21 protein-coding genes and 1 tRNA gene are annotated in these 24,744 nt (G+C 72.3%); 13 read left to right on the top strand and 9 right to left on the bottom strand.

Annotated features, from left to right (window positions below; all coding sequences use genetic code 11):
• Positions 1 to 10 precede the first annotated feature (10 nt).
• The 4 genes from ACGFWI_RS18125 to ACGFWI_RS18110 all read right to left on the bottom strand — a co-directional run bounded on the left by ACGFWI_RS18125 (position 11) and on the right by ACGFWI_RS18110 (position 3,188).
• Positions 11 to 1,531, bottom strand: coding sequence for an SUMF1/EgtB/PvdO family nonheme iron enzyme (locus ACGFWI_RS18125; RefSeq protein ID WP_393906953.1), 1,521 nt, complete (start codon positions 1,529 to 1,531; stop codon positions 11 to 13).
• 4 nt (positions 1,532 to 1,535) lie between these two features.
• Positions 1,536 to 1,937 (bottom strand): hypothetical protein, encoded by a 402-nt coding sequence (locus ACGFWI_RS18120; protein ID WP_393906952.1) that lies wholly within the window; start codon positions 1,935 to 1,937, stop codon positions 1,536 to 1,538.
• A 75-nt stretch (positions 1,938 to 2,012) separates the two neighbouring features.
• Positions 2,013 to 2,954, bottom strand: coding sequence for a pseudouridine synthase (locus ACGFWI_RS18115; protein WP_393906951.1), 942 nt, complete (start codon positions 2,952 to 2,954; stop codon positions 2,013 to 2,015).
• 146 nt (positions 2,955 to 3,100) lie between these two features.
• A tRNA-Leu gene (locus ACGFWI_RS18110) sits at positions 3,101 to 3,188 on the bottom strand.
• A gap of 384 nt (positions 3,189 to 3,572) precedes the next feature.
• Here ACGFWI_RS18110 and ACGFWI_RS18105 point away from each other — a divergent pair.
• The 3 genes from ACGFWI_RS18105 (at position 3,573) to ACGFWI_RS18095 (ending at position 6,213) form a co-directional block, all read left to right on the top strand.
• Positions 3,573 to 4,898, top strand: a complete 1,326-nt coding sequence (locus ACGFWI_RS18105; RefSeq protein ID WP_393906950.1) for a M20/M25/M40 family metallo-hydrolase — start codon at positions 3,573 to 3,575, stop codon at positions 4,896 to 4,898.
• 143 nt (positions 4,899 to 5,041) lie between these two features.
• Positions 5,042 to 5,275, top strand: coding sequence for a chaplin (locus tag ACGFWI_RS18100; RefSeq protein ID WP_393906949.1), 234 nt, complete (start codon positions 5,042 to 5,044; stop codon positions 5,273 to 5,275).
• A gap of 170 nt (positions 5,276 to 5,445) precedes the next feature.
• Entirely contained in the window at positions 5,446 to 6,213 is a 768-nt protein-coding gene (locus tag ACGFWI_RS18095; RefSeq protein WP_393906948.1) for a chaplin, read from the top strand.
• An 85-nt stretch (positions 6,214 to 6,298) separates the two neighbouring features.
• Here the strand turns inward: ACGFWI_RS18095 and ACGFWI_RS18090 are convergent, their stop codons facing one another.
• On the bottom strand, positions 6,299 to 6,487 hold the full coding sequence (locus ACGFWI_RS18090; RefSeq protein WP_393906947.1) for a DUF5703 family protein: 189 nt from the start codon (positions 6,485 to 6,487) through the stop codon (positions 6,299 to 6,301).
• 47 nt (positions 6,488 to 6,534) lie between these two features.
• On the opposite strand from ACGFWI_RS18090, the gene ACGFWI_RS18085 reads away from it, so the two are divergent.
• Complete coding sequence (locus ACGFWI_RS18085) at positions 6,535 to 7,203, top strand: hypothetical protein (protein WP_393906946.1); 669 nt, start codon at positions 6,535 to 6,537, stop codon at positions 7,201 to 7,203.
• A gap of 138 nt (positions 7,204 to 7,341) precedes the next feature.
• Here ACGFWI_RS18085 and ACGFWI_RS18080 read toward each other — a convergent pair whose 3' ends face one another.
• Both ACGFWI_RS18080 and ACGFWI_RS18075 read right to left on the bottom strand, forming a co-directional pair.
• On the bottom strand, positions 7,342 to 9,918 hold the full coding sequence (locus ACGFWI_RS18080) for a helix-hairpin-helix domain-containing protein (protein WP_393906945.1): 2,577 nt from the start codon (positions 9,916 to 9,918) through the stop codon (positions 7,342 to 7,344).
• Positions 9,915 to 10,898, bottom strand: coding sequence for an aldo/keto reductase (locus ACGFWI_RS18075; RefSeq protein WP_393906944.1), 984 nt, complete (start codon positions 10,896 to 10,898; stop codon positions 9,915 to 9,917). The genes ACGFWI_RS18080 and ACGFWI_RS18075 overlap by 4 nt, the downstream gene beginning before the upstream one ends.
• A 127-nt stretch (positions 10,899 to 11,025) precedes the next feature.
• Between ACGFWI_RS18075 and ACGFWI_RS18070 the strand changes: the two genes are divergently transcribed.
• Together ACGFWI_RS18070 and ACGFWI_RS18065 are read left to right on the top strand one after the other, a co-directional pair.
• Positions 11,026 to 12,081: an LLM class F420-dependent oxidoreductase gene (locus tag ACGFWI_RS18070; RefSeq protein ID WP_393906943.1), complete on the top strand. Its 1,056-nt coding sequence runs from the start codon at positions 11,026 to 11,028 to the stop codon at positions 12,079 to 12,081.
• A gap of 284 nt (positions 12,082 to 12,365) precedes the next feature.
• Entirely contained in the window at positions 12,366 to 13,154 is a 789-nt protein-coding gene (locus ACGFWI_RS18065) for a ferritin-like domain-containing protein (RefSeq protein ID WP_393906942.1), read from the top strand.
• A 34-nt stretch (positions 13,155 to 13,188) separates the two neighbouring features.
• Here ACGFWI_RS18065 and corA read toward each other — a convergent pair whose 3' ends face one another.
• Positions 13,189 to 14,181 (bottom strand): magnesium/cobalt transporter CorA, encoded by a 993-nt coding sequence (gene corA / locus ACGFWI_RS18060; RefSeq protein ID WP_393906941.1) that lies wholly within the window; start codon positions 14,179 to 14,181, stop codon positions 13,189 to 13,191.
• 59 nt (positions 14,182 to 14,240) lie between these two features.
• On the opposite strand from corA, the gene ACGFWI_RS18055 reads away from it, so the two are divergent.
• The 5 genes from ACGFWI_RS18055 (at position 14,241) to ACGFWI_RS18035 (ending at position 21,120) form a co-directional block, all read left to right on the top strand.
• Complete coding sequence (locus ACGFWI_RS18055; RefSeq protein ID WP_393906940.1) at positions 14,241 to 14,939, top strand: histidine phosphatase family protein; 699 nt, start codon at positions 14,241 to 14,243, stop codon at positions 14,937 to 14,939.
• 120 nt (positions 14,940 to 15,059) lie between these two features.
• Positions 15,060 to 15,650 (top strand): DUF3090 domain-containing protein, encoded by a 591-nt coding sequence (locus tag ACGFWI_RS18050; protein ID WP_393906939.1) that lies wholly within the window; start codon positions 15,060 to 15,062, stop codon positions 15,648 to 15,650.
• Between the two features lie 5 nt (positions 15,651 to 15,655).
• Positions 15,656 to 16,540, top strand: coding sequence for an SCO1664 family protein (locus ACGFWI_RS18045; protein ID WP_393906938.1), 885 nt, complete (start codon positions 15,656 to 15,658; stop codon positions 16,538 to 16,540).
• Positions 16,541 to 16,671: 131 nt separating this feature from the next.
• On the top strand, positions 16,672 to 17,901 hold the full coding sequence (mshC, locus tag ACGFWI_RS18040) for a cysteine--1-D-myo-inosityl 2-amino-2-deoxy-alpha-D-glucopyranoside ligase (protein WP_393906937.1): 1,230 nt from the start codon (positions 16,672 to 16,674) through the stop codon (positions 17,899 to 17,901).
• A gap of 162 nt (positions 17,902 to 18,063) precedes the next feature.
• The gene (locus tag ACGFWI_RS18035) at positions 18,064 to 21,120 is read left to right on the top strand and encodes an NPCBM/NEW2 domain-containing protein (RefSeq protein ID WP_393906936.1); all 3,057 of its coding nucleotides are present in this window, start codon (positions 18,064 to 18,066) and stop codon (positions 21,118 to 21,120) included.
• A 95-nt stretch (positions 21,121 to 21,215) separates the two neighbouring features.
• Here the strand turns inward: ACGFWI_RS18035 and ACGFWI_RS18030 are convergent, their stop codons facing one another.
• A complete protein-coding gene (locus ACGFWI_RS18030; protein ID WP_393906935.1) occupies positions 21,216 to 22,331 on the bottom strand; it encodes a PAC2 family protein in 1,116 nt (371 codons plus the stop codon).
• Positions 22,332 to 22,592: 261 nt separating this feature from the next.
• Between ACGFWI_RS18030 and ACGFWI_RS18025 the strand changes: the two genes are divergently transcribed.
• Positions 22,593 to 23,936, top strand: a complete 1,344-nt coding sequence (locus ACGFWI_RS18025; protein WP_393907095.1) for an enolase C-terminal domain-like protein — start codon at positions 22,593 to 22,595, stop codon at positions 23,934 to 23,936.
• Positions 23,933 to 24,733, top strand: a complete 801-nt coding sequence (locus ACGFWI_RS18020; protein ID WP_393906934.1) for an SDR family NAD(P)-dependent oxidoreductase — start codon at positions 23,933 to 23,935, stop codon at positions 24,731 to 24,733. The genes ACGFWI_RS18025 and ACGFWI_RS18020 overlap by 4 nt, the downstream gene beginning before the upstream one ends.
• Positions 24,734 to 24,744 lie beyond the last annotated feature (11 nt).

Raw genomic sequence — 24,744 nt, 5'->3', positions numbered from 1 at the left:
CCTCTCGTCGTCACCTGTCTCCGGCACACCGGAACCCGACGTTCCGGCGGCACTCGACCGGTGACCGTGGCGACAGCTCCTCCCGCAGCCGCGCCGCGGGGGTGTCAAAGGCCCCGCCGCGCAACACCGGCGCACCCGTGTCGTCCACGCAGATGTCCCAGACGTTACCGAGCAGATCGCCGATGTTGTACGGGTTCGGTGGGAATTCCCCGATCGGGGCCAACGCGGCATGGCTGCCCCGGAAGTTGACCCGGCCCGCCGCGAGGTCCTCGCGCCACCACTCCCCGGTCCGCCCGGCCCGTGCCGCCAGCGCCCACTCCGCCGCGGCCGGCAGCCGCAGCGGCACCCCGAGCCGGCGGCCCGCCCAGGCCGCGTAGGCCCCGGCGGCCGGAAAACTCACCGCGACCACGGGATGATCGCCGAGCCCCGCCGGAAACTCCAGGCCGGTCCAGCCCCGCAGATAGTTGTCGTCCACGTGCTCTCCCGCCGCCCGCGCGGCCGCCGGGCGCCAGCGTGCGTTCTCCGGATCGCAGAGGAAGGCACGGAACTGTGCGTGCGTCACCGGATACCGGCCCAGCCGCACCGTCCTCGCGTCCGTCAGTGCCACCGCTACCAGCTCCGGCCAGGAAGCCGCCCGCTCCTCAGCCGGCAGTCCCTCGGGCGGCAACGGGGGCGCCGGACGTGCCGGAGCCCGGTCCCCCTCGGGCGGCGGCTCCGTACCCTCCGGCGGGCCGCCCTCACGGGTCTGCGATGCGTCCGCTTCCCCTGCTGCCCCCACCGCCGTCTCCCCGGCACGATTGCGGAACAGACAGATCTGCCCGGCGGAGTTGCGGTTGCTCTGCTGGGGCCGCGGCCGGGACTTCGCGGCGAGCGCCGCGGTCAGCTCCTCGAAGACCGCCGCCATGCTCAGTAGGGCGGGCCGTCCCGGCACCCCGGCGTCGAGGAGACGGATCAACTCACCGGTGAACGCGGTGTATGTCTCGTCCGGCGGGGCCAGCGCCTGACGCGTCGCCGCGGTGGCGGTCAGCACGAAGGCACCCTCGACGGCGATCCCGGGCACCAGGTCCCCGCCGTGCATCAGACCGCCCAGCGCCAGACCGCTCCAGCAGCAGTCCAGAATGACCACCTTGCGCCGGGCCGCGGGACGCCCGCCCGCCGGGGAGAGCAGGATCGACCGCAGCTCCTCGTAACGCAGCGCCGTGTGCGGCCGGTCCGGATGCGAGCCGGGCAGCGCGAGGTGGAGCTCGCCCGACTGCGGGTGGACCAGGCCGTGCCCGGCGTAATACAGCACCATCGTGTCGGACGCCTCGGCGGCGGCGTCGTACACCGTGTCCAGGACCGTCTGCCGCGACGGCTGCCGCAGTACGCTGCACCGCTCGTCCGCCAGCCCCCAGACCGCCGGATCGGCCAGCAACTCCCGCAGCCGGCCGATGTTGTTCGCCACCGCCGGGATGTCGTCCAGCTCCGTGTATGCATGGGTACCGATCAGGACGGCGCGCGAACGGGACGGGTCCGACAGTGCTCCCGCCAACGCGCTAACCCTGCCGGTCCGCCGGCGCCGCGCCGCCCTCGCCGTCCCCGGCCTCCGGGGCACCCTCCGCGCCGAGTGCCCGCAGCACCCGCGCGACGGCCTCGGGGTCCCCGCTGTCGACCGTCACCCTGACACCCGCGCGCTCGATGTGGACACGGTCGGCGCGCGGCCGGGTGCTGCGCCAACTCGCCACCGCCACCACCAGCGAGGCCAGCTGCACCCCGCTGTCGAACACCGCCTCGACGGCCTCCAGCACCGGCCCCATCGGCCCCGGCGCCTCGGCCCGCCGCACCGGCGACAGCCCGGCCCCGGCAAGCACCTCGGGATCACCGCTCAGCCACGTGTAGAGCGACTGCGCCGCCTCTCCGGTCTCCGTGTCCCGCTCGATCCCGATCCGTACGCGCACCGCCGCCCCCGCCGCCGTCCGTGAACCCCGTCCGAGCGGCCAGCATAAGTGGCGTCCCGCACCCAGGTCCCACGATCACGCCATCGGGGCGGAGTCCCACACCGCCAGCCGCCGCCCGCTCTCGAACCGCCGCGTCCGGCCGTCCACCGGGTCGGTGAACTCCAGCGCCTTCGCCAGCAGTTGGAGCGGCGCGGTGAAGTCGTCCGGGTCCGGGTCCCCGACGACCGGATAGACCGGATCGTTGAGGATCGCCAGCCCGAGGCCGTTCATATGGACCCGCAGCTGATGGGTACGGCCGGTCGCGGGCAGCAGCCGGTACCGCCCGAGCCCGCCCCGCCGTTCGGCCAGCTCGATCCGGCTCTCCGCATTGGCCGCACCGGCCTCCTCCCGCGCGGCCATCACCCCGCGCTCCTTCACGATCCGGCTGCGCACGGTCACCGGCAGCGCCACCGTCCCGTCGTACGGCGCCACCGCCTCGTACTCCTTGCGCACCCGCCGCCCGCTGAACAGATTCTGGTACGCGCCCCGGTCCTCGGGCCGTACGACGAACAGCGCCAGCCCCGCCGTCAGCCGGTCGAGCCGGTGCGCGGGCTGCAGCGCGGGCAGCGCCAGATCGCGCCGCAGCCGTGCCAGTGCGGTCTCGGTGATGTGCCGCCCGCGCGGCGTCGTGGCGAGGAAGTGCGGTTTGTCGGCGATCACGATCCGCTCGTCGCGGTGGACGATCCGCACCTCGAACGGCACCGGCACCTCCGGCGCAAAGTCCCGGTGGAACCAGACATACCGGCCGGGCTCGTACGGCTCGCCCCCGCTCAGCGCCCCGCCGACCCCGACGAACCGCCCGGCACCCAGCATCGCGTCCACCCGCCGTGCCCCGATCGCCCCCTGGAACCGGTGGAGCAGATGATCCCGGACCGTGCCCCACACCCCGTCCGGATCGGCGGGCAGCCGCACCCGTACGGGATCGATACCGGCACGCTGGGGGAGCGGGGCTGGCGGAACCGGGGATCTGCGTCTCACCCGGCAAGAGAACCCCAGCCGGGCCCGCAAGGCAAAGCGCCGGCCGGGACCGTTCCCGACGGCCCGCCCCCCGGGTCGCACGGCGGCCCGCGCCCAGGAAACGCAAAAGGTGCCGACTGAAGATCAGCCGGCACCTCTGTGCACGATGGTGTCCGAGGGGGGACTTGAACCCCCACGCCCGATAAAGGGCACTAGCACCTCAAGCTAGCGCGTCTGCCATTCCGCCACCCGGACAAGGTGTCTGCCGGTGCGGCCTGGGCCGTTCCGACGTGGAAAACAATAGCAAACGTTCGCGGGTGGTCGATCACCCCCGCATTCGGCCTGATGCGCCCCTGTGACCAGGGCATGTCGGGAGTATTGCGGCCTTGGGCGGAGCGGGTGCCGGGTGGAGGATGGCGGTGGACCCCGCCGCGGGCCGCCCTCCTCCGGGCGCGCGACGCGGCCGTGAAGCCAGAGGAGGCATTGTGAGCGAGCTCCGCGAGCGAACGATCGAGAGGTGCGAGCCCCGCGAATGCGGGGCCGAGCGAAGCGAGGTTTCGGCATGAGCGAGCTCCGCGAGCGAACGGTCGAAGGGTGCGTGCCCTGCGAGTGCGGGGCCGGGCGAAGCGAGGTTTCGGCATGAGCGAGTCGCAACCGGCCCGTACGGTCACCGGCGAGGACGAGGTCGTCGACCTGTGCCGGGATCTGATCAGGATGGACACCAGCAACTACGGCGACCACTCGGGACCGGGAGAGCGGGCCGCCGCCGAGTATGTGGCGGAGAAGCTTGCCGAGGTCGGCCTCGAACCGCAGATCTTCGAGTCCCACAAGGGCCGCGCCTCGACCGTCGCCCGGATCGAGGGCGAGGACCGCTCGCGGCCCGGGCTGCTGATCCACGGGCACACCGACGTCGTGCCGGCCAACGCCGACGACTGGACCCACCACCCCTTCTCCGGCGAGATCGCCGACGGCTGCCTCTGGGGCCGGGGCGCCGTCGACATGAAGGACATGGACGCGATGACGCTGGCCGTCGTCCGTGACCGGCTGCGCACCGGGCGCAAGCCCCCGCGCGACATCGTGCTGGCGTTCCTCGCGGACGAGGAGGCGGGCGGCACCTACGGCGCGCGCTACCTCGTCGACCACCACCCGCATCTGTTCGAGGGCGTCACCGAGGCGATCAGCGAGGTCGGCGGCTTCTCCTTCACCGTCAACGAGCAGGTGCGGCTCTACCTCATCGAGACGGCCCAGAAGGGCATGCACTGGATGAAGCTGACCGTGGACGGCAACGCCGGTCACGGTTCGATGATCCACAAGGACAATGCCATCACCGAACTGTCCGAGGCGGTCGGCCGGTTGGGCCGTCACGAGTTCCCGGTGCGGGTGACCAAGACGCTGCGCTCCTTCCTCGACCAGCTCGGGGACGCGCTGGGCACCGAGCTCGACCCCGAGAACATGGACGCCACGCTGGCCAAGCTCGGCGGTATCGCCAAGCTGATCGGCGCCTCGCTCAAGAACACCGCCAACCCGACGCAGCTGGGCGCCGGCTACAAGGTCAATGTCATCCCGGGACAGGCCACCGCTCATGTCGACGGCCGGTTCCTGCCGGGCCACGAGGAGGAGTTCCTGGCCGACCTGGACCGGATCCTGGGCCCGCGCGTCAAGCGGGAGGACGTCCACGCCGACAAGGCGCTGGAGACCACCTTCGACGGTGCGCTGGTCGACGCGATGCAGTCGGCGCTGCAGGCCGAGGACCCGATCGCGCGGGCCGTGCCGTACATGCTCTCCGCCGGTACGGACGCCAAGTCCTTCGACGATCTCGGGATCCGCGGATTCGGCTTCGCCCCGCTGAAGCTGCCGCCGGAGCTGGACTTCGCAGGAATGTTCCACGGCGTGGACGAGCGAGTGCCGGTGGACGGACTGAAGTTCGGGGTGCGGGTGCTCGATCGGTTCATCGGCCAGAGCTGAATTCGGCGCGGATTACCTGCCTTTCGCGCCGGCTTCGCTGAAAAGAGTGAAAGCGCCGATGTGTTCGTAGCTTCAACAGCATTTTCTTCGTTGCAGTGAGTGCGGTCCGCGGCTGGGATCGTACTTGCCTACAAGGAGGAATAATGATCAAGAAGGTCGTCGCCGCTGCAGCAGTTGCCGGTGGTGTCGTGCTCGCCGGTGCGGGCCTGGCCGTTGCCGACTCGGGTGCCCAGGGTGCGTCCCTGAACTCTCCTGGTGTGATTTCCGGTAACACCATCCAGGTGCCGGTGCACGTTCCGGTGAACGCTTGCGGCAACACGGTCTCCGTGATCGGGCTGCTGAACCCCGCGTTCGGTGCGGGCTGCGTCAACAAGTGACCTTCTGGCGTCCTTTGGCGTTGTATTTGCACCCGTAAGGGTCTGACTCGGCCAGGCTCCGGAAGGCGTGCCACGCATTCCGGAGCCGCTGGGTATTTCGGCGGACCGGTGGATCTCTTCAAGGATCGCTTGTCCGTATTCCTGTAAGGCACTAGGCAGGGGAACAACCTATGAGACACGTCGCGCGAAAGGGCCTGATCACCATGGCGGCCGCCAGTGGCGTACTCGCCATGGCCGCCGGCTATGCACAGGCCGACGCGGGAGCCGCCGGAGGCGCGGCGCACTCTCCCGGCGTGGGATCCGGCAACAACGTTCAGGTACCGGTGCACGTTCCGGTGAACGCCTGCGGTAACACCGTCAATGTCGTCGGGCTGCTGAACCCCGCGTTCGGCAACCACTGCGCCAACGGTGTCGGTGGCCGCGGTGGCCACCACAACCAGGGCGGTCACCAGGGCGGTGCGAGTGCCGCCGGCGGCGCCGCGCACTCGCCCGGTGTCGGGTCGGGCAACAATGTTCAGGCTCCGGTCGACGTACCGGTGAATGCCTGTGGCAACAATGTCTCGGCGGCCGGGCTGCTGAACCCGGCCTTCGGCAACCACTGCGCCAATGGGTCGTCGCACGTCCCGGGACGGCCGCACCACCCGGGGAAGCCGCATCACCCCGGCAAGCCCCACCACCCCGGCAAGCCGCATCAGCCGGGCAAGCCGCACCACCCCGGCAAGCCCCATCAGCCGGGCAAGCCCAGCCAGCAGATGCCGCACTCCCCGGTGACGCATCCGCAGACCGGGGGGCACAGCCAGATCGTGACGCCTCCCAAGCCTGTCGGGCACCTCGCGCAGACGGGTGCCGGAGCGGTCGGCTATGCGATTCCGGTCAGCGCCGGGATGCTGCTCGGGGGCGCCTTGCTCTACCGCAAGACGCGCACCGCCCGCCGGTGAGCAGTAGCGGATAGCGCACTGGCGCTTCACGGAGCGGGCCCTGCCGAGCGGGGCCCGCTCTGCCGTGTTCAGGCGCTGGTGGCGCTCACCATGTGGCGTGGAGCTGGCGGATGATCCGGCGGCGCAGCCGCACCTTGCGGCTTCCGTCCGGGTTCAGGCGCAGTCGGTCCAACTCCCAGTGTCCGTACTCGGCATGGTCGGTCAGCAGGCGTGTGGCGGCCTTCCGGGACACGCCCCGAGGCACATACACATCGCAGAATTCGTATTCCGGCATCGCATCTATTGTGCGGGACCGGCCCTGGTACGGATAGCGTCTGCACTATGTCTGATGCTGCGCAGCCTTCCGCTGCCGAGGTACGTGCCGCCGCCGAGGCGGTCAAAGCCGCGCTGGACCGTCACCTCGACGCGGTCGAACGCCGCTCGGGGCAGGATGATCCGGCTGTCTACGCCGCGTTCGACGAGCTCGCCGCGGCGGCTGAGGTCTATGACGAGCTGCTGTACGACACCTATGACGAGGTCACCCCCTTCGAGATCCCCGGGAGTGACGCGTTGCCCGCCTACGCGGGTCCGGAGGAGCCGAGTGCGCTGAGTCTGCTGATCCGGCGCGATTACACCGTCGCCGAACCGCAGCGGCTGCTGCATCAGGCCCAGCGCATCGCCGATCTCGATCCGGACGCCGCCGACGAGGCGGGCAGCGGTGCCGACGCCGCCGCGGTCGTCGGCACCAGCGTGCATGCGGCGCTCGGCGTGCTCTTCGGGGAGTTCGAACCGGACGAGATCGCCTCCCGGCACAAGGAGTTCGGCCTGGAGGAGGGCGATTCCACCCTCTGGGTGGCGGCCGCCGACGACCCGGCCGAGCCGGGGGAGTGGCTGTCCGCGCCGTTCGATCAGGCAGACCCGCAACGGGTGGTGTGCCGCTTCGACGTCAGCGCGGTCTTCGACGAGGAACTGAGCGACGACGGTCTGGAGTCGCTCGACAACGAAAGGTGAGGCCGCGCCGGGGTGCCCGCTGCCTCGCCGCCGCACCCTGACCCGCAGGGACCGCTGCCCCGGTCCGTCGGCACGATTCTGCTGACGGACCGGGGCAGCGGCGGTGGGACGCCCGCGGGGGAGTGGGTGGATACCGGCTCAGCCGGCCGCCGACGGCTCCTCGGCGCTCTGCACACTGTGCTGCAGCAGGGTGCGCAGCCGGGTCGTGCGTTCCTTGACGGGGACGTCGGTGACCGCTTGGGGAAGCGCCTGGTCGACGCCCTGGACGACCGACAGATGCCGCTCGCCGCGGCTGAAGGCGGTGTAGACCCAGGCGCGGGTCAGCCCGCCGGCGGCGTCGCCGGGCAGTACGACCACCGCGGCGGGCCAGCGCGTCCCGGCCGCCTGATGTGCGGTGAGCGCCCAGCCGTGGCGTACGGCTCCCGCAGCGACCTGCTCGCGCGGCACCACGGCCGCTGCGCCGTCGCAGTCGAGATGCAGCCCGGACGCGTCCGCGCCGGTGACCGTGCCGGGGACCGTGCGGCCGGGTGCCGGGGCGTAGGCGACGCGGTCGCCGGGGTCGAAACCGCCGAACCGGCCGGGGCCGGGGTTGAGCCGCTCCTTGAGGGCGGTGTTCAGCGCGCGGGTGCCGGCCGCGCCCCCGTGGCCGACGGTGATGACCTGAGTCTGCTCCGCGGGGACGCCGAGCGCCCGGGGCACGGAGTCGGCGACCAGCTGGACGGTGCGGTGCACCGCCTCCCCGGCATCCCGCACCGGGACGATCACCACTTCCTTGCCGGGCGCCTCGACCTGGCTCAGCTCGCCGATGCCGATGCCCGACACCAGCTCGCCGATCGGGCCGAAGTCCGGGGTACGGGAGGCGATCTGAGGGCAGAAACCGGCCGCGAGCACGTCGGCGAACAACCGGCCGGGTCCGGCGGACCACAGCACGCCAGGGTCGCCGCTGAGCACCAGGCGGGTCCCGTCGGTCAGCGACTCGACGAGCAGCGCGGCGGTCTCCAGATCCAGCTGCGGGGCGTCCAGCACCACCAGCAGATCGAGCGCGAGGGCGCCGTCGGCGTCCCGGCCCGGGCCCTGCTGTCCGGACAGCAGGCCGGACACGGTCACCGCGGCCGCGCCGGGGTCCATGGATCCGGCGCCGGCGGCGTCCGGTGCGGTCTCGGTGAGGTGCGCGGCCAGGCGCCGGCGGCCGTTCTCGGTGTGCGTGGCGCCGAACGCCCGCAGCCCCAGCGAGCGGGCCGCGGCGATCAGCGCGGCCGGCTCGGCGCGGGCCGCCTCGGCGCCGGTGTGAGCCACCAGGCCGCTGTGTGCGGCGGAGCGGATGAGCTCAGCGGCCGACGGCGATGGTGCGGCGGCCGCCGCGGCCTCCCACTCGGCGGCGGAGGGGCGTACGGGCACGGGAGCGGTGATGGCGTCGGCGTCGGCGGGCGTACCCGTGCTTTCGGTGTCGGGGGCCGGGGCGGCGGCACTCTCCGCGGCCGGGCTCCCGTCGGCGCCCGCCGGCTCCTCGTCCGCCGCTTCGCCGCGGGCTCCCTCGGCGTCCGCCGCGGTCTCCTGCTCAGGCTCCGCCACCGCTTCGAAGGTGTTCAGCAGCCGCGCCAGACCGTCGGCGACGCTCTCCTCGGCCATCGCGAACCGGTCCAGGCCGAGCAGGATCCGGACCGGCTGCTCCTCCTCGTCGGTGCCCGTGGCGGAACGCGCCCGGCCCGGTTCCTCGACCGCGTCCTGGAAGACCAGCACGGCACCGTCCGCGATGGCGGTCTGCAGGGCGTCATCGGGGTCGGGCACCGAGCGCTGGGCGAGCGCGGCGCGCAGCGCGGCGGCCTCCAGGGCGGAGTGCCCCGCGACGGCGGCCTGTTCCAGCAGCCAGCCGACCAGTGCCTGTGCGCGCCGCTCGTCGCCCGGCCCGCAGGCGGGGCCGAGCAGCGCCCGCGCAAAGCCGTCGGCCTGCTCGGGGCGCACTCCGGGCACGCCCAGCAGCTGCCAGGGGTCTTCGCTCAGCGCCTCGGCCGCCCGTTCCCCGAGCACCTCCGTGGCCGGCTCCGCCAGCGTCTCCGGGGCGCCGCCCGCCGCGAGGACCTGCCGCACGCCCTCGATCCCGGGGGCCGTGGCCACGGCGGGACGGGGGGCGGGGGCCGGGCCGGCCGGAGCCGGTGCGTCGGCGGGGCTCGTGGTGCCGGCGTCCGCGACGGGCGGACGGGCCGGGCCGTCGGCCTCGTGTGCGGTATGCGGACGGGCGGACTCCGGGGCGGGGCCGGGGGATCCGGTCTGCGGGGCGCGACTGCCGGTGTCCGGGGCGCCCTCGGCGGGCCGGGCGGCGGGCGTGGCCGGCTTGGCGGGGCGGGGGGCTTCGTTGAAGAACGAAGCGGCCGAGCGCTCGCCGCTCTCCACCGCCCGTACCGCCGCGGCCAGCGCGTCCGCGGTCGACTTGGCCGACGCGGACACGGGAGCGTCCTGCCCCGCACCGGAGTCCGGAGTCCGTTCCTCGGCGCCGGGTGCCGCGGGCGCCGGCCCGCTCTCCGACGCGTCCTCGCCCGACGCGTCCTCGCCCGACGCGTCCTCGCCCGGTGCGGCGGAGTCCTCCGGAGCCGCCGGGTCCGCGCCCGGCGCCGAGGAGTCCGGCGCCGCGGCGTCATCGGGTGTCTGGGCATCCGCAGTCCCGGGCGCGGCCTCCGGCTCGGGCGGGGTTTCGCCGGCCAGGCGGTCGGTGCTCACAGCGTGCTCCAGTCGTGATCGGGGTAGTGGTGCACCGGAGCCGAAACATCGTCCAGCGCCCGGCGGATCTCGTCAGGAAGACTAAGGGTCTCCACTGACAATGCGGCTCTGAGCTGCTGCTCCGTGCGCGCGCCCAGGATCGGCGCGGTCACTCCGGGGCGGTCGCGTACCCAGGAGAGCGCGACCTGGAGCGGGGTGACGGCCAGTCCGTCGGCGGCGGTGCTGACCGCTTCGACGACCCGGCCCGCGGTCTCGTCGAGATAGGGCGCGACGAACGGCGCCAGATGCTCCGAGGCGCCACGCGAGTCGGCCGGGGTCGCATGGCGGTACTTGCCGGTCAGCACGCCCCGCCCGAGCGGCGACGAGGGCAGCAGGCCGATGCCGAGATCGAGGGCCGCGGGCAGCACTTCCCGCTCGATGCCGCGCTGGAGCAGGGAGTACTCCATCTGTGTGCTCGCCAGCCGGTTGCGCACACCGGGCGCCGCGAGCTGCCAGGTGGCCGCCTTGGCGAGCTGCCAGCCGGAGAAGTTCGAGAGCCCCACATAGCGCGCCCGGCCGCTGGTGACGGCCATGTCGAGGGCGTGCAGGGTCTCCTCCAGCGGCGTGTGCGGATCGAAGGCGTGCAGCTGCCACAGGTCGACGTAGTCGGTGTCCAGCCGCTCCAGGGAGGCGTCCAGGGCGGCGAGGAGATGGCGCCGGGAGCCGTCGACGCGGCGGTCCGCCTCCAGGACGCTGCCGGCCTTGGTCGCGATGACCAGGTCCTCGCGCGGAACGAGCCCTTCCGTCAGCCGGCCCAGGAGGTACTCGGCGCCGCCGTCGGCGTAGATGTCGGCGGTGTCCACGAGGGTGCCGCCGGCCTCCCAGAACGCCTTGAGCTGGTCGGCGGCTTCCTGCTCGTCCGTGTCGCGGGCCCAGTTCAGGGTGCCGAGCCCGAGACGGGACACGCGAAGGCCCGTACGGCCGAGGTGCCTTTGCTCCATGGGCCTTGAGATTACTGGCCGGGAGCCGGGAACAGGGGACCTGTGGACAACCCGCCGATGACGGCCGGCGGGGGCGCGCGCTACAGTCCCCGGAACAGCGACGTTACTGATCGGTAAGGGGAGCGGCATGAGGCTTGGCATCAACCTCGGCTACTGGGGCGCCGGGATGGACTCCGACAATCTCGCGGTCGCAAAGGAGGCCGACCGCCTGGGCTACTCCGTCTGTTGGGCCGCCGAGGCCTACGGCTCCGACGCCCCCTCGGTGCTCTCCTGGGTCGCCGCCCAGACCGAGCGCATCGACATCGGCTCGGCGATCCTCCAGATCCCGGCGCGTACGCCGGCGATGACGGCGATGACGGCCGCGACCCTGGACTCGCTCTCCGGCGGCCGCTTCCGGCTGGGTCTGGGCGTCTCGGGGCCGCAGGTCTCCGAGGGCTGGTACGGCGTCAAGTTCGACAAGCCGCTGGCGCGCACCCGCGAGTACGTGGACATCGTCCGCAAGGCCATGTCGCGCGAGCGGCTGTCCTACCAGGGCGAGCACTGGACGCTGCCGCTGCCCGACGGCCCCGGCAAGCCGCTGAAGCTCACCGTCCACCCGCAGCGCGAGCACATCCCGCTCTACATCGCCGCGATCGGCCCGAAGAACCTGCAGCAGACCGGTGAGATCGCCGACGGCGCACTGCTGATCTTCCCCTCCGCCGACCACCTGGAGGAGACCGCGATCTCGCACATCCGGGCCGGGCGCGAGAAGGCGGGCAAGACGCTGGACGGCTTCGACGTCTGTCCGACGCTGCCGCTGGCCCTGGGCGCGGACGGCGACGTCAGCGCGTTGGCCGACATGTTCCGCCCGTACACCGCCCTGTACGTCGGCGGGATGGGCAGCCGTAAGCAGAACTTCTACAACCAGCTGGCCCAGAGGATGGGCTACGAGAAGGAAGCCGCCGAGATCCAGGACAAGTACCTGTCCGGCGACAAGGACGGTGCCGCCGCCGCGATCCCGGAGCGGCTGATCGACCAGACCACGCTGCTCGGTTCCGTCGAGCGGATCGCCGAACGGATGCAGGCCTACGCGGCGGCCGGAGTGACCACCCTGACGCTGGCTCCGGCGGGCTTCACTCTGGAGGACCGCCTGGCGTCGCTGCGGGCCGGCACCGAGGCCCTGGAGCGGGCCGGTCTGGCGTAGTTCGCGGAGGCGACGGCTCGCGGCGGAGCCCGTCGGGAAGTCCCGCACACGGCCCGGCGCCCGCAGCGCCGGGCCGGCCGAGCCCGCGGCCGTGGTGGGGGCTCGGGGGACCCTCCCCGCCACGGCCGTCACGCAGCACAACGCGGCGGCGAGCGCCCGGGTTACGCCTGCCGCCAGGACAGACATCGCCCGGACGGCCGTACGGCCGAAGGCTCCGGTTGCCTCGCACGGAACACCCCATTTGACTTGTCCTTTACGGGTGTGTCCGTTCGGAGGTGGCGCAGATGTTCTCGGCTCGAAGCCTGTTCGAGGAGATCGTCGACAACGACGACTCCTACCGCCTGTTCTGCTCCATCGCGGCCAGCGGCGAGGCACAGGGCGGCTGGGAGAACGGCCGGATCGCCGCACTCATGCCCGCCTCGCTGCGCGAGCTGGCGCCCAAGGTCACCCGGCACGCCGCCGACGAGGACAAGCACGGCCGGATCTTCCACGCCCTGATGCGCAAGCGCGGCCTGACACCCGCCGAAGTCCCCGAAGAGACCGACTACACCGCGCTGCTGGAGCGGCAGGGCATCGGCCTGGCGCACGACAAGCTGCGCCGCGAACAGCCGCTCACCGAGCTCGACATCATCACCTACCTCGCCCACAGCCGGGTCACCGAACAGCGCGCCGCCGACCAGATGGTGATGCTCAACAAGCACTTCGGCGACCACCCCGAGGTGGGCAAGGCGATCCGGATCATCTCCCACGACGAGGACAATCACCTGGCGTACTGCCACGAGGAGCTGCTGCGGCTGGCCCGCCTCGGCCACGGCCGGACCATCCAGCGGATCCTGCACGACAGCGCCCATGCCGAGATCGTCGTCTACCGGGACGTCAGCCTGGCCGTGATGGACCACATGGGCCGCATCCTGAAGTGGCCGAAGACGAAATCCGGCGGGCTCACCGCCGGGATCCGGGCGATGTACGGCTATGAGCGGCTGAGCGGCTGGCGGCGGATGGTCAGCCTCCGGATGCCCGAGCGCCGGAACGCGCTGGGCGGCCCGGCCACCTCGGCGCCGGAGTTCGTCTGAGCCCTTGGTGCGTACGGCCGCCGGGACCGCCGGGTCACAGCCAGCCGCGGCGCTTGAACAGCCGGTACAGCGACACCTCGATGACGACCATCACCAGCAGGACCGCCGGATAGCCCAGAGGCCACTTCAGCTCCGGCATGTGCTCGAAGTTCATGCCGTAGATGCCGGCGATCAGGGTCGGTACGGCCGCCAGGGCCGCCCAGGCCGAGATCTTTCGCATGTCGTCGTTCTGCCGTACGCCCATCTGCGCCAGATGGGCGGCGAGGATGTCCGAGAGCAGCCGGTCCAGACTCTCCACCGACTCGTTGGCGCGGGTGAGGTGGTCGTCGACATCGCGGAAGAAGGGCCGGGCGTGGTCGTGCACGAACGGCACCCCGGGGTTCTGCAGCAGCGTCATCGGCCCGGCCAGGGGACCGGTCGACCGCCGGAATTCCAGCACCTCGCGCTTGAACGCATAGATCTCGGCCGCGGTGTTCTTGGTGTCCCTGCGCACCGGCGCGAACACCTCCGCCTCCAACTCCTCCAGATCCAGCTGGAGTTCGGCGGCCACGTCGATGTAGTGGTCGACCACCGCGTCACAGACCGCGTACAGCACCGCCCCCGGGCCGTGCCGCAGGATCTCCGGGTGCTCCTCCAGCCGCCGGCGCACCACCGCCAGCGGGCTGGCCGCACCGTGCCGGACGGTGACCACGAACGCGTTGCCCAGGAAGACCATCACCTCAGACGCGGTCACCGTTGAGGCCTCGTCGTCGTAGGTGATCGGCTTCAGCACCATGAACAGCGAGTCGTCATAGACCTCCAGCTTGGGCCGCTGATGCGCCTTGAGCGCGTCCTCGACGGCCAGCGGGTGCAGCCCGAATTCGCTGCTGACGCGCTCGAACTCCTTCTCCGTCGGCTCGTACATCCCCAGCCACAGGAAGGCGTCCCCCTTGGCCCGCGCCTCCTCCAGCGCACGGGAGAAGTCGGTCGCACAGTCGGTGCGGCGGCCGTCCCGGTAGATGGCGCAGTCCACGATCACACCTGGCATTCTCGCTCGTCACCCCACGACCTGCCAGGAAAGCGGACCGGGAACGTAGGGTGGCGCTCATGCCCACGCTGATCCTGGTGCGGCACGGCCGCTCCACCGCCAACACCGCCGGAGTGCTCGCCGGGCGGGCGCCCGGAGTCGCCCTCGACGAGCGCGGCGGTGCCCAGTCCGCCGCGCTGCCCGCACGGCTGTCCCAGGTGCCGCTGACCGCCGTCGTCTCCAGCCCGCTGCAGCGCTGCCGGGAGACCCTGCAGCCGCTGCTGGACGCCCGGCCGTGGCTCACGCTGCACATCGAGGACCGGATCAGCGAATGCGACTACGGCGAGTGGTCGGGCCGCAAACTCGCCGAACTGAGCGACGAGCCGCTGATGGAGGTCGTCCAGCAGCACCCGTCGGCGGCCGCCTTCCCCGGCGGTGAGTCGATGCGCGCGATGCAGGCCCGGGCGGTGGACGCGGTACGCGACTGGAACGCCCGCATCGAGGAGGCGCACGGCCCCGAGGCGACCTACGCCATGTGCTCGCACGGCGACATCATCAAAGCCCTGGTCGCCGACGCACTGGGCATGCACCTCGACCTCTTCCAGCGGATCTCCGTCGAGCCCTGTTCGGTCACCGCGATCCGCTACACCCGGCTGCGTCCCTACCTCGTACGGCTCGGGGACACCGGTGACTTCGGATCGCTCGCGCCCCGGGAGGACGGCGGCGGCGCGGCGGCCGACCGGGACGCGGCCGTCGGCGGTGGTGCGGGAGCAGCGTGATCAGTCGGCGCAGTAGGGTGGTGCGACGGCGCTGCCCGCCACGCACCTGCGATCCGCGCAGTGACCGCAGGACGTGCAGCGACCGCATTGACCCCGCAGTCGAGCAATCGGAGCAGGACGTTGTCCCGTCAGGTGTTCTTCTACGACGCGCCGGACCGCTTCGTGGCCGGTACGGTCGGGCTGCCTGGCCGCCGTAGCTTCTACCTCCAGGCCACCGCCTCCGGTCGCACCACCAGCGTCGCCCTGGAGAAGACCCAGGTCGCGGCCCTCGCCGAGCGGATCGACGAGTTGCTGGACGAGGTCGTGCGGCGCAGCGGCGGCAACGCCCCGGTGCCCGCCGTCTCGCCCACCGAGCTGTCCGACGCCGCCCCGCTGGAATCGCCCGTCGAGGAAGAGTTCCGGGTCGGCACGATGGCGCTCGCCTGGGACGGCGAGGACGAGCGGATGATCGTCGAGGCACAGGCCCTGGTCGAGCTGGACGCGGACAGTGACGAGGACCTCGCCGACGCCGAGGAGCGGCTGCTCCAGGACGACGAGAACGGCCCGCCGATGCTCCGGGTGCGCCTCACCGGAACCATGGCCAGGGCGTTCGCCAAGCGGGCGCTCGAAGTGGTCAACGCCGGCCGCCCGCCGTGCCCGCTGTGCAGCCTGCCGCTCGACCCGGAGGGACACGTATGCCCGCGCCAGAACGGATACCGACGGGACGTCTGAGCGCCATGGAGCCCGCAGCCGAGCAGACCGCGCCGCTGCCCGGTCCCGTCGAACCGCAGGACCCGCCGCCGGCCGCGCCGGAGCCCTCCGGGGGGCTGCCGGACGCCCTTCTCACCGACGGTGAGCTGACCGTACGCGGCCGCATCCAGGAGGCGTCCAACGCCGTGCTCTACTGCACGGTCGCGCAGGACGGCCGCACCGCCGCCTGTGTCTACAAGCCGGTCGCCGGCGAGCGCCCGCTGTGGGACTTCCCCGACGGCACGCTCGCCCAGCGCGAGGTCGCCGCGTACGAGATCTCCCGCGCCTGCGGCTGGGACCTGATCCCCCCGACGGTGCTGCGCGACGGCCCGTATGGCACCGGCATGGTCCAGGAGTGGATCGAGCCGCCGGAGCACAGCGACGAGGTCCCCGAACTGCTGGCGCTGGTGGAGGACGAGGAGCCGGGGCCCGGCTGGAAGGCGGTCGGCTTCGCGCAGATCGGCGAGGGCCGCACCGCGCTGCTGGTGCACGCCGACCATCCGCGGCTGCGACGGCTCGCGCTGCTCGACGCCGTGATCAACAACGGTGACCGCAAGGGCGGCCATCTGCTGCCCGGCCCCGACGGAGAGTTCTACGCCATCGACCACGGCGTGACGTTCAACGCCGAGGACAAGCTGCGCACGCTGCTGTGGGGGTGGGCGGGGGAGCCGCTGACCGACGAGGCGCTGGAGGTGCTGCGGGGCCTCCGGCAGGCGCTGGAGGGTGCCGGGCCGCTCGCCGCCCGACTGGCCGAACTGATCACGGATGACGAGATCGAGGCGCTGCGGGCGCGGGTGGCCGGGCTGCTGCGCAGCGGCCGGCACCCGGAGCCGAGCGGCGAATGGCCCGCCATCCCTTGGCCGCCGGTCTGACATCCGCCACAGCCACGGTGTCGATCGCCGGATCTGCCTTGCATGGTGGGCCGCCGAACGCAAGACCGCCTTTCCGGCCAGACCTCCGGTCCGGTTCGTATGCGGAACATGCGTCCGGTTAGGCTCAGGGCATGCATGCATGGCCCGCTTCTGAGGTCCCCGCCCTGCCTGGCCAGGGCCGCGACCTGAGGATCCACGACACCGCGACCGGCGGACGGGTAACCCTCGACCCCGGTCCCGTCGCCCGTATCTATGTCTGCGGCATCACGCCGTACGACGCCACCCACATGGGGCACGCGGCGACCTACAACGCGTTCGACCTGGTTCAACGCGTGTGGCTCGACACGAAGCGCCAGGTTCACTACGTGCAGAACGTCACCGATGTCGACGATCCGCTGCTGGAGCGGGCCGTGGCCACCGGCGACGACTGGACGGCGCTCGCCGAGCGTGAGACCGCCCTCTTCCGCGAGGACATGACGGCCCTGCGGATGCTGCCGCCCCGCCAGTACATAGGCGCCGTCGAAGCGATACCCGGCATCGTCCCGCTGGTGGAGCGGCTGCGCGACGCCGGCGCCGCCTACGAGCTGGACGGTGACACCTACTTCTCCGTCGAGTCCGACCCGCACTTCGGCGAGGTCTCCGGCCTGGACGCCGAGGCGATGCGGCTGCTGTCCGCCGAGCGCGGCGGCGACCCGGAGCGCGAAGGCAAGAAGAACCCGCTCGACCCGATGCTGTGGATGGCCGCCCGTGACGGCGAGCCGAGCTGGGACGGCGGCTCGCTGGGCCGCGGCCGGCCCGGCTGGCACATCGAGTGTGTCGCCATCGCCCTGGACCACCTCGGTATGGGCTTCGACGTCCAGGGCGGCGGCTCCGACCTCGCCTTCCCGCACCACGAGATGGGCGCCTCGCACGCCCAGGCGCTCACCGGCGAGTACCCGTTCGCCAAGGCGTATGTGCACGCCGGGATGGTGGCCCTGAACGGCCAGAAGATGTCCAAGTCCAAGGGCAACCTCGTCTTCGTCTCCACGGTGCGGCGCGAGGGCACCGACCCGGCCGCGATCCGTCTGGCGCTGCTCGCGCACCACTACCGGGCCGACTGGGAGTGGACCGACGCGGTGCTGGAGGAGGCCGTGGAGCGGCTGGCGCGCTGGCGAGCCGCGGTCTCCCGTCCCGACGGCCCGCCCGCCGACGCGCTCCTGGAGGAGATCCGTACGGCACTGGCCGACGACCTGGACTCCCCGGCCGCCCTCGCGGCCGTGGACCGCTGGGCCGCGGCGCAGGAGTCCGCCGGCGGCACCGACGAGGGCACTCCCGGCCTCGTCTCCCGCGCGGTCGACGCCCTGCTCGGCGTAGCTCTGTAAGCACCGCCGCACCCGTCCTCAGGGGCGCTTCCGCCGACCGGCGGAGGCGCCCCTCCTTTTGCCGCTCGCCGCGACGCGACGGCCGGCCGGTGTGCGGAAATCCAGCAACCCGGACCGAGAGTCCATGGTGGCGCGCCACGGCAGCGGACTAGAGCTGCGGGCATGAGGAAACCAACAGGACTGCGGGCGGCGGTCATTGCCGCGCTGCTCGGTCTCGCGGCGGCCGTCGCTGGACCGGTGGGCAGCGTACGGGCCGACGGCCCCGCACCCGCACAGACCGTCGGCGACATCACCGGCTTCGCGGCGGACGGGCCCGTCTACCACCTGCACGCCGGCCGGGCCGAGGCGCGGGTGAGCTTCGTGACGGACCGTACCTTCCGCGTCGAACTCGCCCCGGACGGCGCCTTCTCCGACCCCACCGGCAAGGACATCGTGCTGCCCCAGGGCGCGCCGCCCGCCACCCACTGGCGGGACGCCGGCGACGCCTACGAACTCAGCACCTCGCAGGTCACCCTGAAGGCCTTCAAGGCGCCGCTGCGGTTCGAACTGCGGCGGGCCGACGGCTCGTTGGTGTGGTCCGAGGCGAAGGGGCTGAGCTGGGACGACAAGACCACCACCCAGACCCTGGCGCGCGGCGCCGACGAGCAGTTCTACGGCGCCGGCATGCAGAACGGGCGCGGCAACACCTCCCACCGCGGGCACACCGTCGAGGTCGGCGTCGACTATCACTGGGACGACGGCGGACACCCCAACTCCGTCCCGTTCTACCTTTCCTCCGCGGGGTACGGCGTCTTCCGCAACACGTATGCGCCCAACACCTACGCCTTCGACGAGCCGGTGACGACGCGTGCGAAGGAACGGCGGTTCGACGCCTACTACTTCGCCGGGCCGAGCGCCAAGGACGTCATCGGCCAGTACACCTCGCTGACCGGAAAGCCCTTCCTGCCGCCGCTGTACGGCCTGGAGATCGGCGATTCGGACTGCTACCTGCACAACGCGAACCGCGGAGAGCGGCACACCCTGGACGCCTTGAAGGTCGCCGACGGCTACGCCGAGCACGACCTGCCCAACGGCTGGATGCTGGTCAACGACGGCTACGGATGCGGCTACGAAAACCTCGCCGAGACCTCGAAGGGCCTGGGCGAGCGGAAGATGAAGCTCGGACTGTGGACCGAGGACGGCATCGGCAAGCTCGCCGACCAGGTCAAGGCGGGCCAGCGGATCGCCAAACTGGATGTCGCCTGGGTCGGCGACGGCTACAAATTCGCGCTGGACGGCTGCAAGGACGCCTACCGGGGCATCGAGGACAACAGCGACGCCCGGGGCTTCACCTGGGCCCCGGAGAGCTGGTCGGGGGCGCAGCGCTGCGGCGTCCAGTGGTCCGGTGACCAGAGCGGCACCTGGGACTACATCCGCTGGCAGATACCGACCTACGCGGGCGCGACGCTGTCCGGACTCGCCTACACGACCGGCGATGTGGACGGCATCTTCGGCGGCAGCCCCAAGACCTACGTCCGCGACCTGGAGTGGAAGTCCTTTCTCCCGGCGATGATGACGATGGACGGCTGGGCCGACAGCGACAAGCAGCCCTACCGCCGCGGTGAGCCCTACACCTCCATCAGCCGGAAGTATCTGAAGCTCAAGGAGTCGCTGCTGCCGTACATGTACTCCTACGCGGCGCAGGCGACCCGGACCGGCGTCGGCCCGGTGCGCCCGCTGTCGCTCGAATACCCCGACGACCCGAAGGCCGGCACCGACGCCGCCAAGTACGAGTTCCTGACCGGCCAGGACTTCCTCGTCGCGCCCGTCTACCGGGACAGTGACACCCGCGACGGCATCTACCTGCCCAAGGGCACCTGGGTCGACTACTGGTCCGGGCGCACCTACCAGGGCCCGACGACGGTCAACGGCTACAGCGCCCCGCTGGACACCCTTCCGCTCTTCGTCAAGGCCGGTGCCGCCGTTCCCATGTGGCCGGGCATCAGGTCGTACCAGGACCGGACGGCACACTCGCCGCTCGCCTGGGACATCTATCCGCAGGGCCGCTCCTCGTTCACCCTCTACGAGGACGACGGGGTGACCCGTGCGCACCGGGACGGCAGCAGCGCCACCCAGCGGGTGCGGGTGGCGGCGCCGCGCTCCGGTGGCGGCGACGTACGGATCGACGTCGGCGCCTCCCGGGGCTCGTTCCGGGGCAAGCAGACGGCCCGGCCGTACCGCTTCACCGTGCACACCGGGGACGCCCCGCGCGGCGTCACACTGGCCGGCCGGCCGCTGAAGCGGCTGCCGTCGGCGGGCGCGTTCGAGGCGGCGGACGAGGGCTGGTTCCACGACCCCGCCGACCGCGCGGGTGTCGTCCGGATCAAGACCGCCTCCCGCCCCACCGACCGGGCCTTCACCCTGCTGCTGAGGGGCGCGAGCGCGGTCGGCGGCAGGACCCCGGGCGCGGCGGCCGCGGTGACCACACCGGGCGGACAGGAGGTGACCAAGGGCGCGCCGACGACCGTACGGACGGCCGTCACCGCGGGCACCCGTACCGCACATGACGTGTCGGTGTCGCTGTCCGCGCCCAAGGGCTGGGCCGTCTCGGCGCCGGTGCGCCATGCGCGGATCGCGGCCGGAACCACCCGGCGCGAGGCGCTGACGCTCACCGCGCCCAAGGACGCCCGGAGCGCGGACCCGGTCACGGTCACCGCGACCGTCCGCTACCGCTCGGCCGGGGTGCCGCGGACGGCGGTGCACCGCTTCGAGGTACGGGCCGTACCCCCGGCGCCCGCCGGGGACACCTGGGCGAGCGATCTGGAGTGGCTGAGCGCGGCCAATGGCTACGGGCCGGCCGAACGGGACCGCAGCAACGGCGAATCGGGGGCGGCGGACGGCCGTCCGCTCGCCCTCGCCGGGAAGACCTACGACAAGGGCATCGGGACGCACGCCGACTCGGACCTGGAGTTCTTCGCCGGCGGGCGCTGTACGTCCTTCACGGCGGACGCCGGGATCGACGACGAGATCGCCGACTACGGGGAGGTCGCCTTCTCCGTGGAGGCGGACGGCAAGGTGCTGTGGACCTCACCGAAACTGACCGGAAAGTCGGCGCCGGTGGCGGTGGACGTACCGCTCGGCGGCGCCCGGCACGTACGCCTCAAGGTGACCGATACGGACGGCAAGAAGTCCGGCGATCACGGCGACTGGGCGGGGGCACGCTTCCACTGCTCGGGGTGAACGCGGCCCCGCCCCGGCGGGAGCAACGCACGGGCGCCGGACCGGCTCGACGGCCGGTCCGGCGCCCCTGGCGTGCTGCGGCGCGGTCTTCGCGCTCAGTTTCCGGCGTCCTCCGGGCCGTCCTCCGGCTGCGGGGAGTCGGAGTCCGCGCCTCCCGGCGGATCGGGAGTGTCCGCGGAGCCCTTGCCCTTGCCCGCGTCCTTCGGCCCCGTTCCCGTGTCGTCGCCGGGCTTGGGCTCCCGCGGCTCCTTGGACACCGGGCGGGGCGGGCGGGTGCGGCCGCTGGTGGTGTCGCGGAGGTAGGAGCTGTCGCGGCCGTCGGTGAGCCCGCCCTCGGTCGCCACGCCGGGGCCGGACTGCGGGTCACGGCGACGCAGATAGCGCTCGAACTCGCGGGCGATGGCCTCGCCGGACGCCTCCGGCAGGTCCGCGGTGTCCCGCGCTTCCTCCAGCGACTGGACGTACTCGGCGACCTCGCTGTCCTCCGCCGCCAGCTGGTCCACGCCCAGCTGCCAGGCGCGGGCGTCCTCGCTCAGCTCACCGAGCGGGATACGGACGTCGAGGAGGTCCTCCAGGCGGTTGAGCAGCGCGAGGCTGGCCTTCGGGTTGGGCGGCTGAGAGACATAGTGCGGAACCGCCGCCCACAGGCTCACCGCGGGGACACCCGCGTGGGTGCAGGCTTCCTGGAGGATGCCGACGATGCCCGTCGGGCCTTCGTAGCGCGATTCCTCCAGATCGAGCCGGCCGGCGAGATCCGCGTCGGAGGTGACCCCGCTGACCGGCACCGGGCGGGTGTGCGGGGTGTCGCCGAGCAGCGAGCCCAGCACCACCAGCATCTCCACGCCCAACTCATGGGCGAAGCCGAGGATTTCGTTGCAGAACGAGCGCCAGCGCATGCTGGGCTCGATACCGCGGACCAGGACGAGATCGCGGGTCCGTCCCTTGCCGTTCGTATCGCCGACGCGGACCACGGAGAGCCGGGTCGTCGGCCAGGTGATCTTGCGTACGCCGCCGTCCAGGAAGACGGTGGGACGGTTCACCTGGAAGTCGTAGTAGTCCTCCGCGTCCAGCGCGGCGAAGACCTCGCCCTTCCATTCCCGGTCCAGATGTGCGACCGCGGCGGAGGCGGCGTCGCCGGCGTCGTTCCAGCCTTCGAACGCGGCCACCATGACCGGGTCGATCAGCTCGGGCACCCCCTCGAGCTCGATCACCCAGCGCCTCCTTCCGACCGGTCCGGCCGCCTGGGGCGGTCGCCGGCAGCAGTTCCATTGCGTGCGTTCCCAAGACTACGGCGTCCGAGGTGCCGGTCCGCAGCCCCTTTGCACGAAGGGGTCTCGATTCATCCGATCTGTATCGAGCGCTGTTCGGTCAACTTCCGTACAGGGTCTGGACGCTGCCTGACGCGCGGGTCTATACATCGGATGACCGGGAAAGGTCCGATGTTCTTCCGCAACATCTCAGGGGGCATGCCCATGGCCGCGGCCGACACCGTCACCGAGCTCGAGGTCCACGACGTCCGCTTCCCCACCTCGGAGCAGCTCGACGGCTCGGACGCCATGAACCCGGACCCCGACTACTCCGCCGCCTATGTCGTGCTGCACACCGACGGCGGACCGCGCGGTCACGGCCTCTGCTTCACGATAGGGCGCGGCAACGATGTCATGGCCGCCGCGATCCGGTCCCTCGCTCCGTACGTCGTCGGCCGCCCCGCGCCCGCCACCGCCGCCGACCTCGCCGCAGTGCACCACGACCTCACCCACGACTCCCAGCTGCGCTGGCTCGGCCCCGAAAAAGGCGTGATGCAGATGGCGGCCGGCGCCGTGGTCAACGCCGCCTGGGACCTGGCCGCCGCCCGGGCCGGCCTGCCGGTGTGGGAGTTCCTCGCCGCGCTGACGCCCGAGGAACTGGTCTCCCTCGTCGACTTCCGCTATCTGACCGACGCCCTGACGCCGGACGAGGCGCTGGCGATCCTGCGTGCCGCGGCGCCCGGCCGGGCCGAGCGCGCCGCCCGCCTCAAGGCCGAGGGCTACCCCGCGTACACCACCTCGCCCGGCTGGCTCGGCTACGACGACAGCAAGCTGGTGCGGCTGGCGAGGGAAGCGGTGGCCGACGGATTCGGCCAGATCAAGCTGAAGGTGGGGGCCGACCTCGACGACGACAAGCGGCGGATGCGGCTGGCGAGGGACGCGGTCGGCCCCGGCGTACGGATCGCCGTCGACGCCAACCAGCGCTGGGACGTGGCCGAGGCGGTCCGCTGGATGACCGCGCTCGCGCCGTACACCCCCCACTGGATCGAGGAACCGACCAGCCCGGACGACGTCCTGGGGCATGCCGCGGTGCGCTCCGGCCAGCCCGTGAAGGTTGCCACCGGCGAGCATGTCGCCAACCGGGTGGTCTTCAAACAGCTGCTGCAGGCCGGCGCCGTGGACTTCGTCCAGATCGACGCCGCGCGGGTGGCCGGGGTCAACGAGAACCTCGCGATCCTCCTGCTGGCCGCGAAGTACGGCGTCCCGGTGTGCCCGCACGCGGGCGGGGTCGGGCTGTGCGAGCTGGTGCAGCATCTGGCGATGTTCGACTACGTGGCGGTGTCCGGGACTTGGGAGGACCGGGTGATCGAGTACGTCGACCATCTGCACGACCACTTCAGCGACCCCGTCGTCGTCGAGCGCGGCCGCTACCGCGCCCCGACCGCGCCCGGCTTCTCGGCCCGGATGAAGCCCGCATCGATCGCCGCCCACCGCTTCCCCGACGGGCCGGTGTGGCGCGCCCGTCGGCCCGCACACCGCCGGCCCGGCGAACAGGAGGTCTCCGCATGAGTTCCGCACCGCACCACGGCCGGCCGCCGGCCGACTTCGAGGGGATGGCCGCGCTCGTCACCGGCGGCGGCTCCGGCATCGGGGCGGCCACCGCCGCCCTGCTGCTGGCGCGCGGCGCCAAGGTCGCCGTACTGGACCGGGACCCCTCCGGCGCGCCCCCGGGGACGATCCCGGTCAAGGCCGATGTCACCACCGACGCCGCGGTGCACGCCGCCGTCGGCGAAGCGGTGGCGGAGCTGGGCGGCGCCCTGCACACCCTCGTCGGCAACGCCGGCATCGGCGCCGTCGGCACGGTCGAGGACAACGACGACGCGGAGTGGGGCCGGGTCCTGGACGTGAATGTGCTGGGCCTGGTGCGCACCGCCCGCGCCGCGCTCCCGGCGCTGCGCCGCGCCGCTGCCGACGCCCCGGGCCGGGTCTCCATCACCCACACCTGCTCCATCGCCGCCACCGCCGGCCTGCCGCAGCGCGCGCTCTACAGCGCCAGCAAGGGCGCGGTCCTCTCGCTGACCCTCGCGATGGCCGCCGATCACCTCCGTGAGGGCATCCGCGTCAACTGCGTCAATCCGGGCACCGCCGACACCCCGTGGGTCGGCCGGCTGCTGGACGGGGCCGACGACCCGGCCGCCGAACGCGCCGCCCTCAACGCCCGCCAGCCGATGGGCCGGATGGTCACCGCCGACGAGGTGGCCGCCGCCATCGCCTCCCTGGCGTCCCCGGCCGCCTCCGGCATCACCGGGACGGCGCTCGCCGTGGACGGGGGGATGCAGGGGCTGCGCCTGCGGCCCGCCACCTGACCCGCCCCGCC

The sequence above is a fragment of the Streptomyces sp. NPDC048434 genome, assembly GCF_043200375.1.
Taxonomy (GTDB): domain Bacteria; phylum Actinomycetota; class Actinomycetes; order Streptomycetales; family Streptomycetaceae; genus Streptomyces.
Note: the sequence above shows the minus strand (reverse complement) of the source record. Positions and strands in the feature narration are given on the sequence as shown.

Bases quoted from the DNA above. Each gene is read 5' to 3' on its own strand.
- ACGFWI_RS18105 (WP_393906950.1), top strand. From the start codon at position 3,573: ATGAGCGAGTCGCAACCGGCCCGTACGGTCACCGGCGAGGACGAGGTC.
- ACGFWI_RS18100 (WP_393906949.1), top strand. From the start codon at position 5,042: ATGATCAAGAAGGTCGTCGCCGCTGCAGCAGTTGCCGGTGGTGTCGTG.
- ACGFWI_RS18095 (WP_393906948.1), top strand. From the start codon at position 5,446: ATGAGACACGTCGCGCGAAAGGGCCTGATCACCATGGCGGCCGCCAGT.
- ACGFWI_RS18090 (WP_393906947.1), bottom strand. From the start codon at position 6,487: ATGCCGGAATACGAATTCTGCGATGTGTATGTGCCTCGGGGCGTGTCC.
- ACGFWI_RS18085 (WP_393906946.1), top strand. From the start codon at position 6,535: ATGTCTGATGCTGCGCAGCCTTCCGCTGCCGAGGTACGTGCCGCCGCC.
- ACGFWI_RS18075 (WP_393906944.1), bottom strand. From the start codon at position 10,898: ATGGAGCAAAGGCACCTCGGCCGTACGGGCCTTCGCGTGTCCCGTCTC.
- ACGFWI_RS18070 (WP_393906943.1), top strand. From the start codon at position 11,026: ATGAGGCTTGGCATCAACCTCGGCTACTGGGGCGCCGGGATGGACTCC.
- ACGFWI_RS18065 (WP_393906942.1), top strand. From the start codon at position 12,366: ATGTTCTCGGCTCGAAGCCTGTTCGAGGAGATCGTCGACAACGACGAC.
- corA (WP_393906941.1), bottom strand. From the start codon at position 14,181: ATGCCAGGTGTGATCGTGGACTGCGCCATCTACCGGGACGGCCGCCGC.
- ACGFWI_RS18055 (WP_393906940.1), top strand. From the start codon at position 14,241: ATGCCCACGCTGATCCTGGTGCGGCACGGCCGCTCCACCGCCAACACC.
- ACGFWI_RS18045 (WP_393906938.1), top strand. From the start codon at position 15,656: ATGGAGCCCGCAGCCGAGCAGACCGCGCCGCTGCCCGGTCCCGTCGAA.
- mshC (WP_393906937.1), top strand. From the start codon at position 16,672: ATGCATGCATGGCCCGCTTCTGAGGTCCCCGCCCTGCCTGGCCAGGGC.
- ACGFWI_RS18035 (WP_393906936.1), top strand. From the start codon at position 18,064: ATGAGGAAACCAACAGGACTGCGGGCGGCGGTCATTGCCGCGCTGCTC.
- ACGFWI_RS18025 (WP_393907095.1), top strand. From the start codon at position 22,593: ATGGCCGCGGCCGACACCGTCACCGAGCTCGAGGTCCACGACGTCCGC.
- ACGFWI_RS18020 (WP_393906934.1), top strand. From the start codon at position 23,933: ATGAGTTCCGCACCGCACCACGGCCGGCCGCCGGCCGACTTCGAGGGG.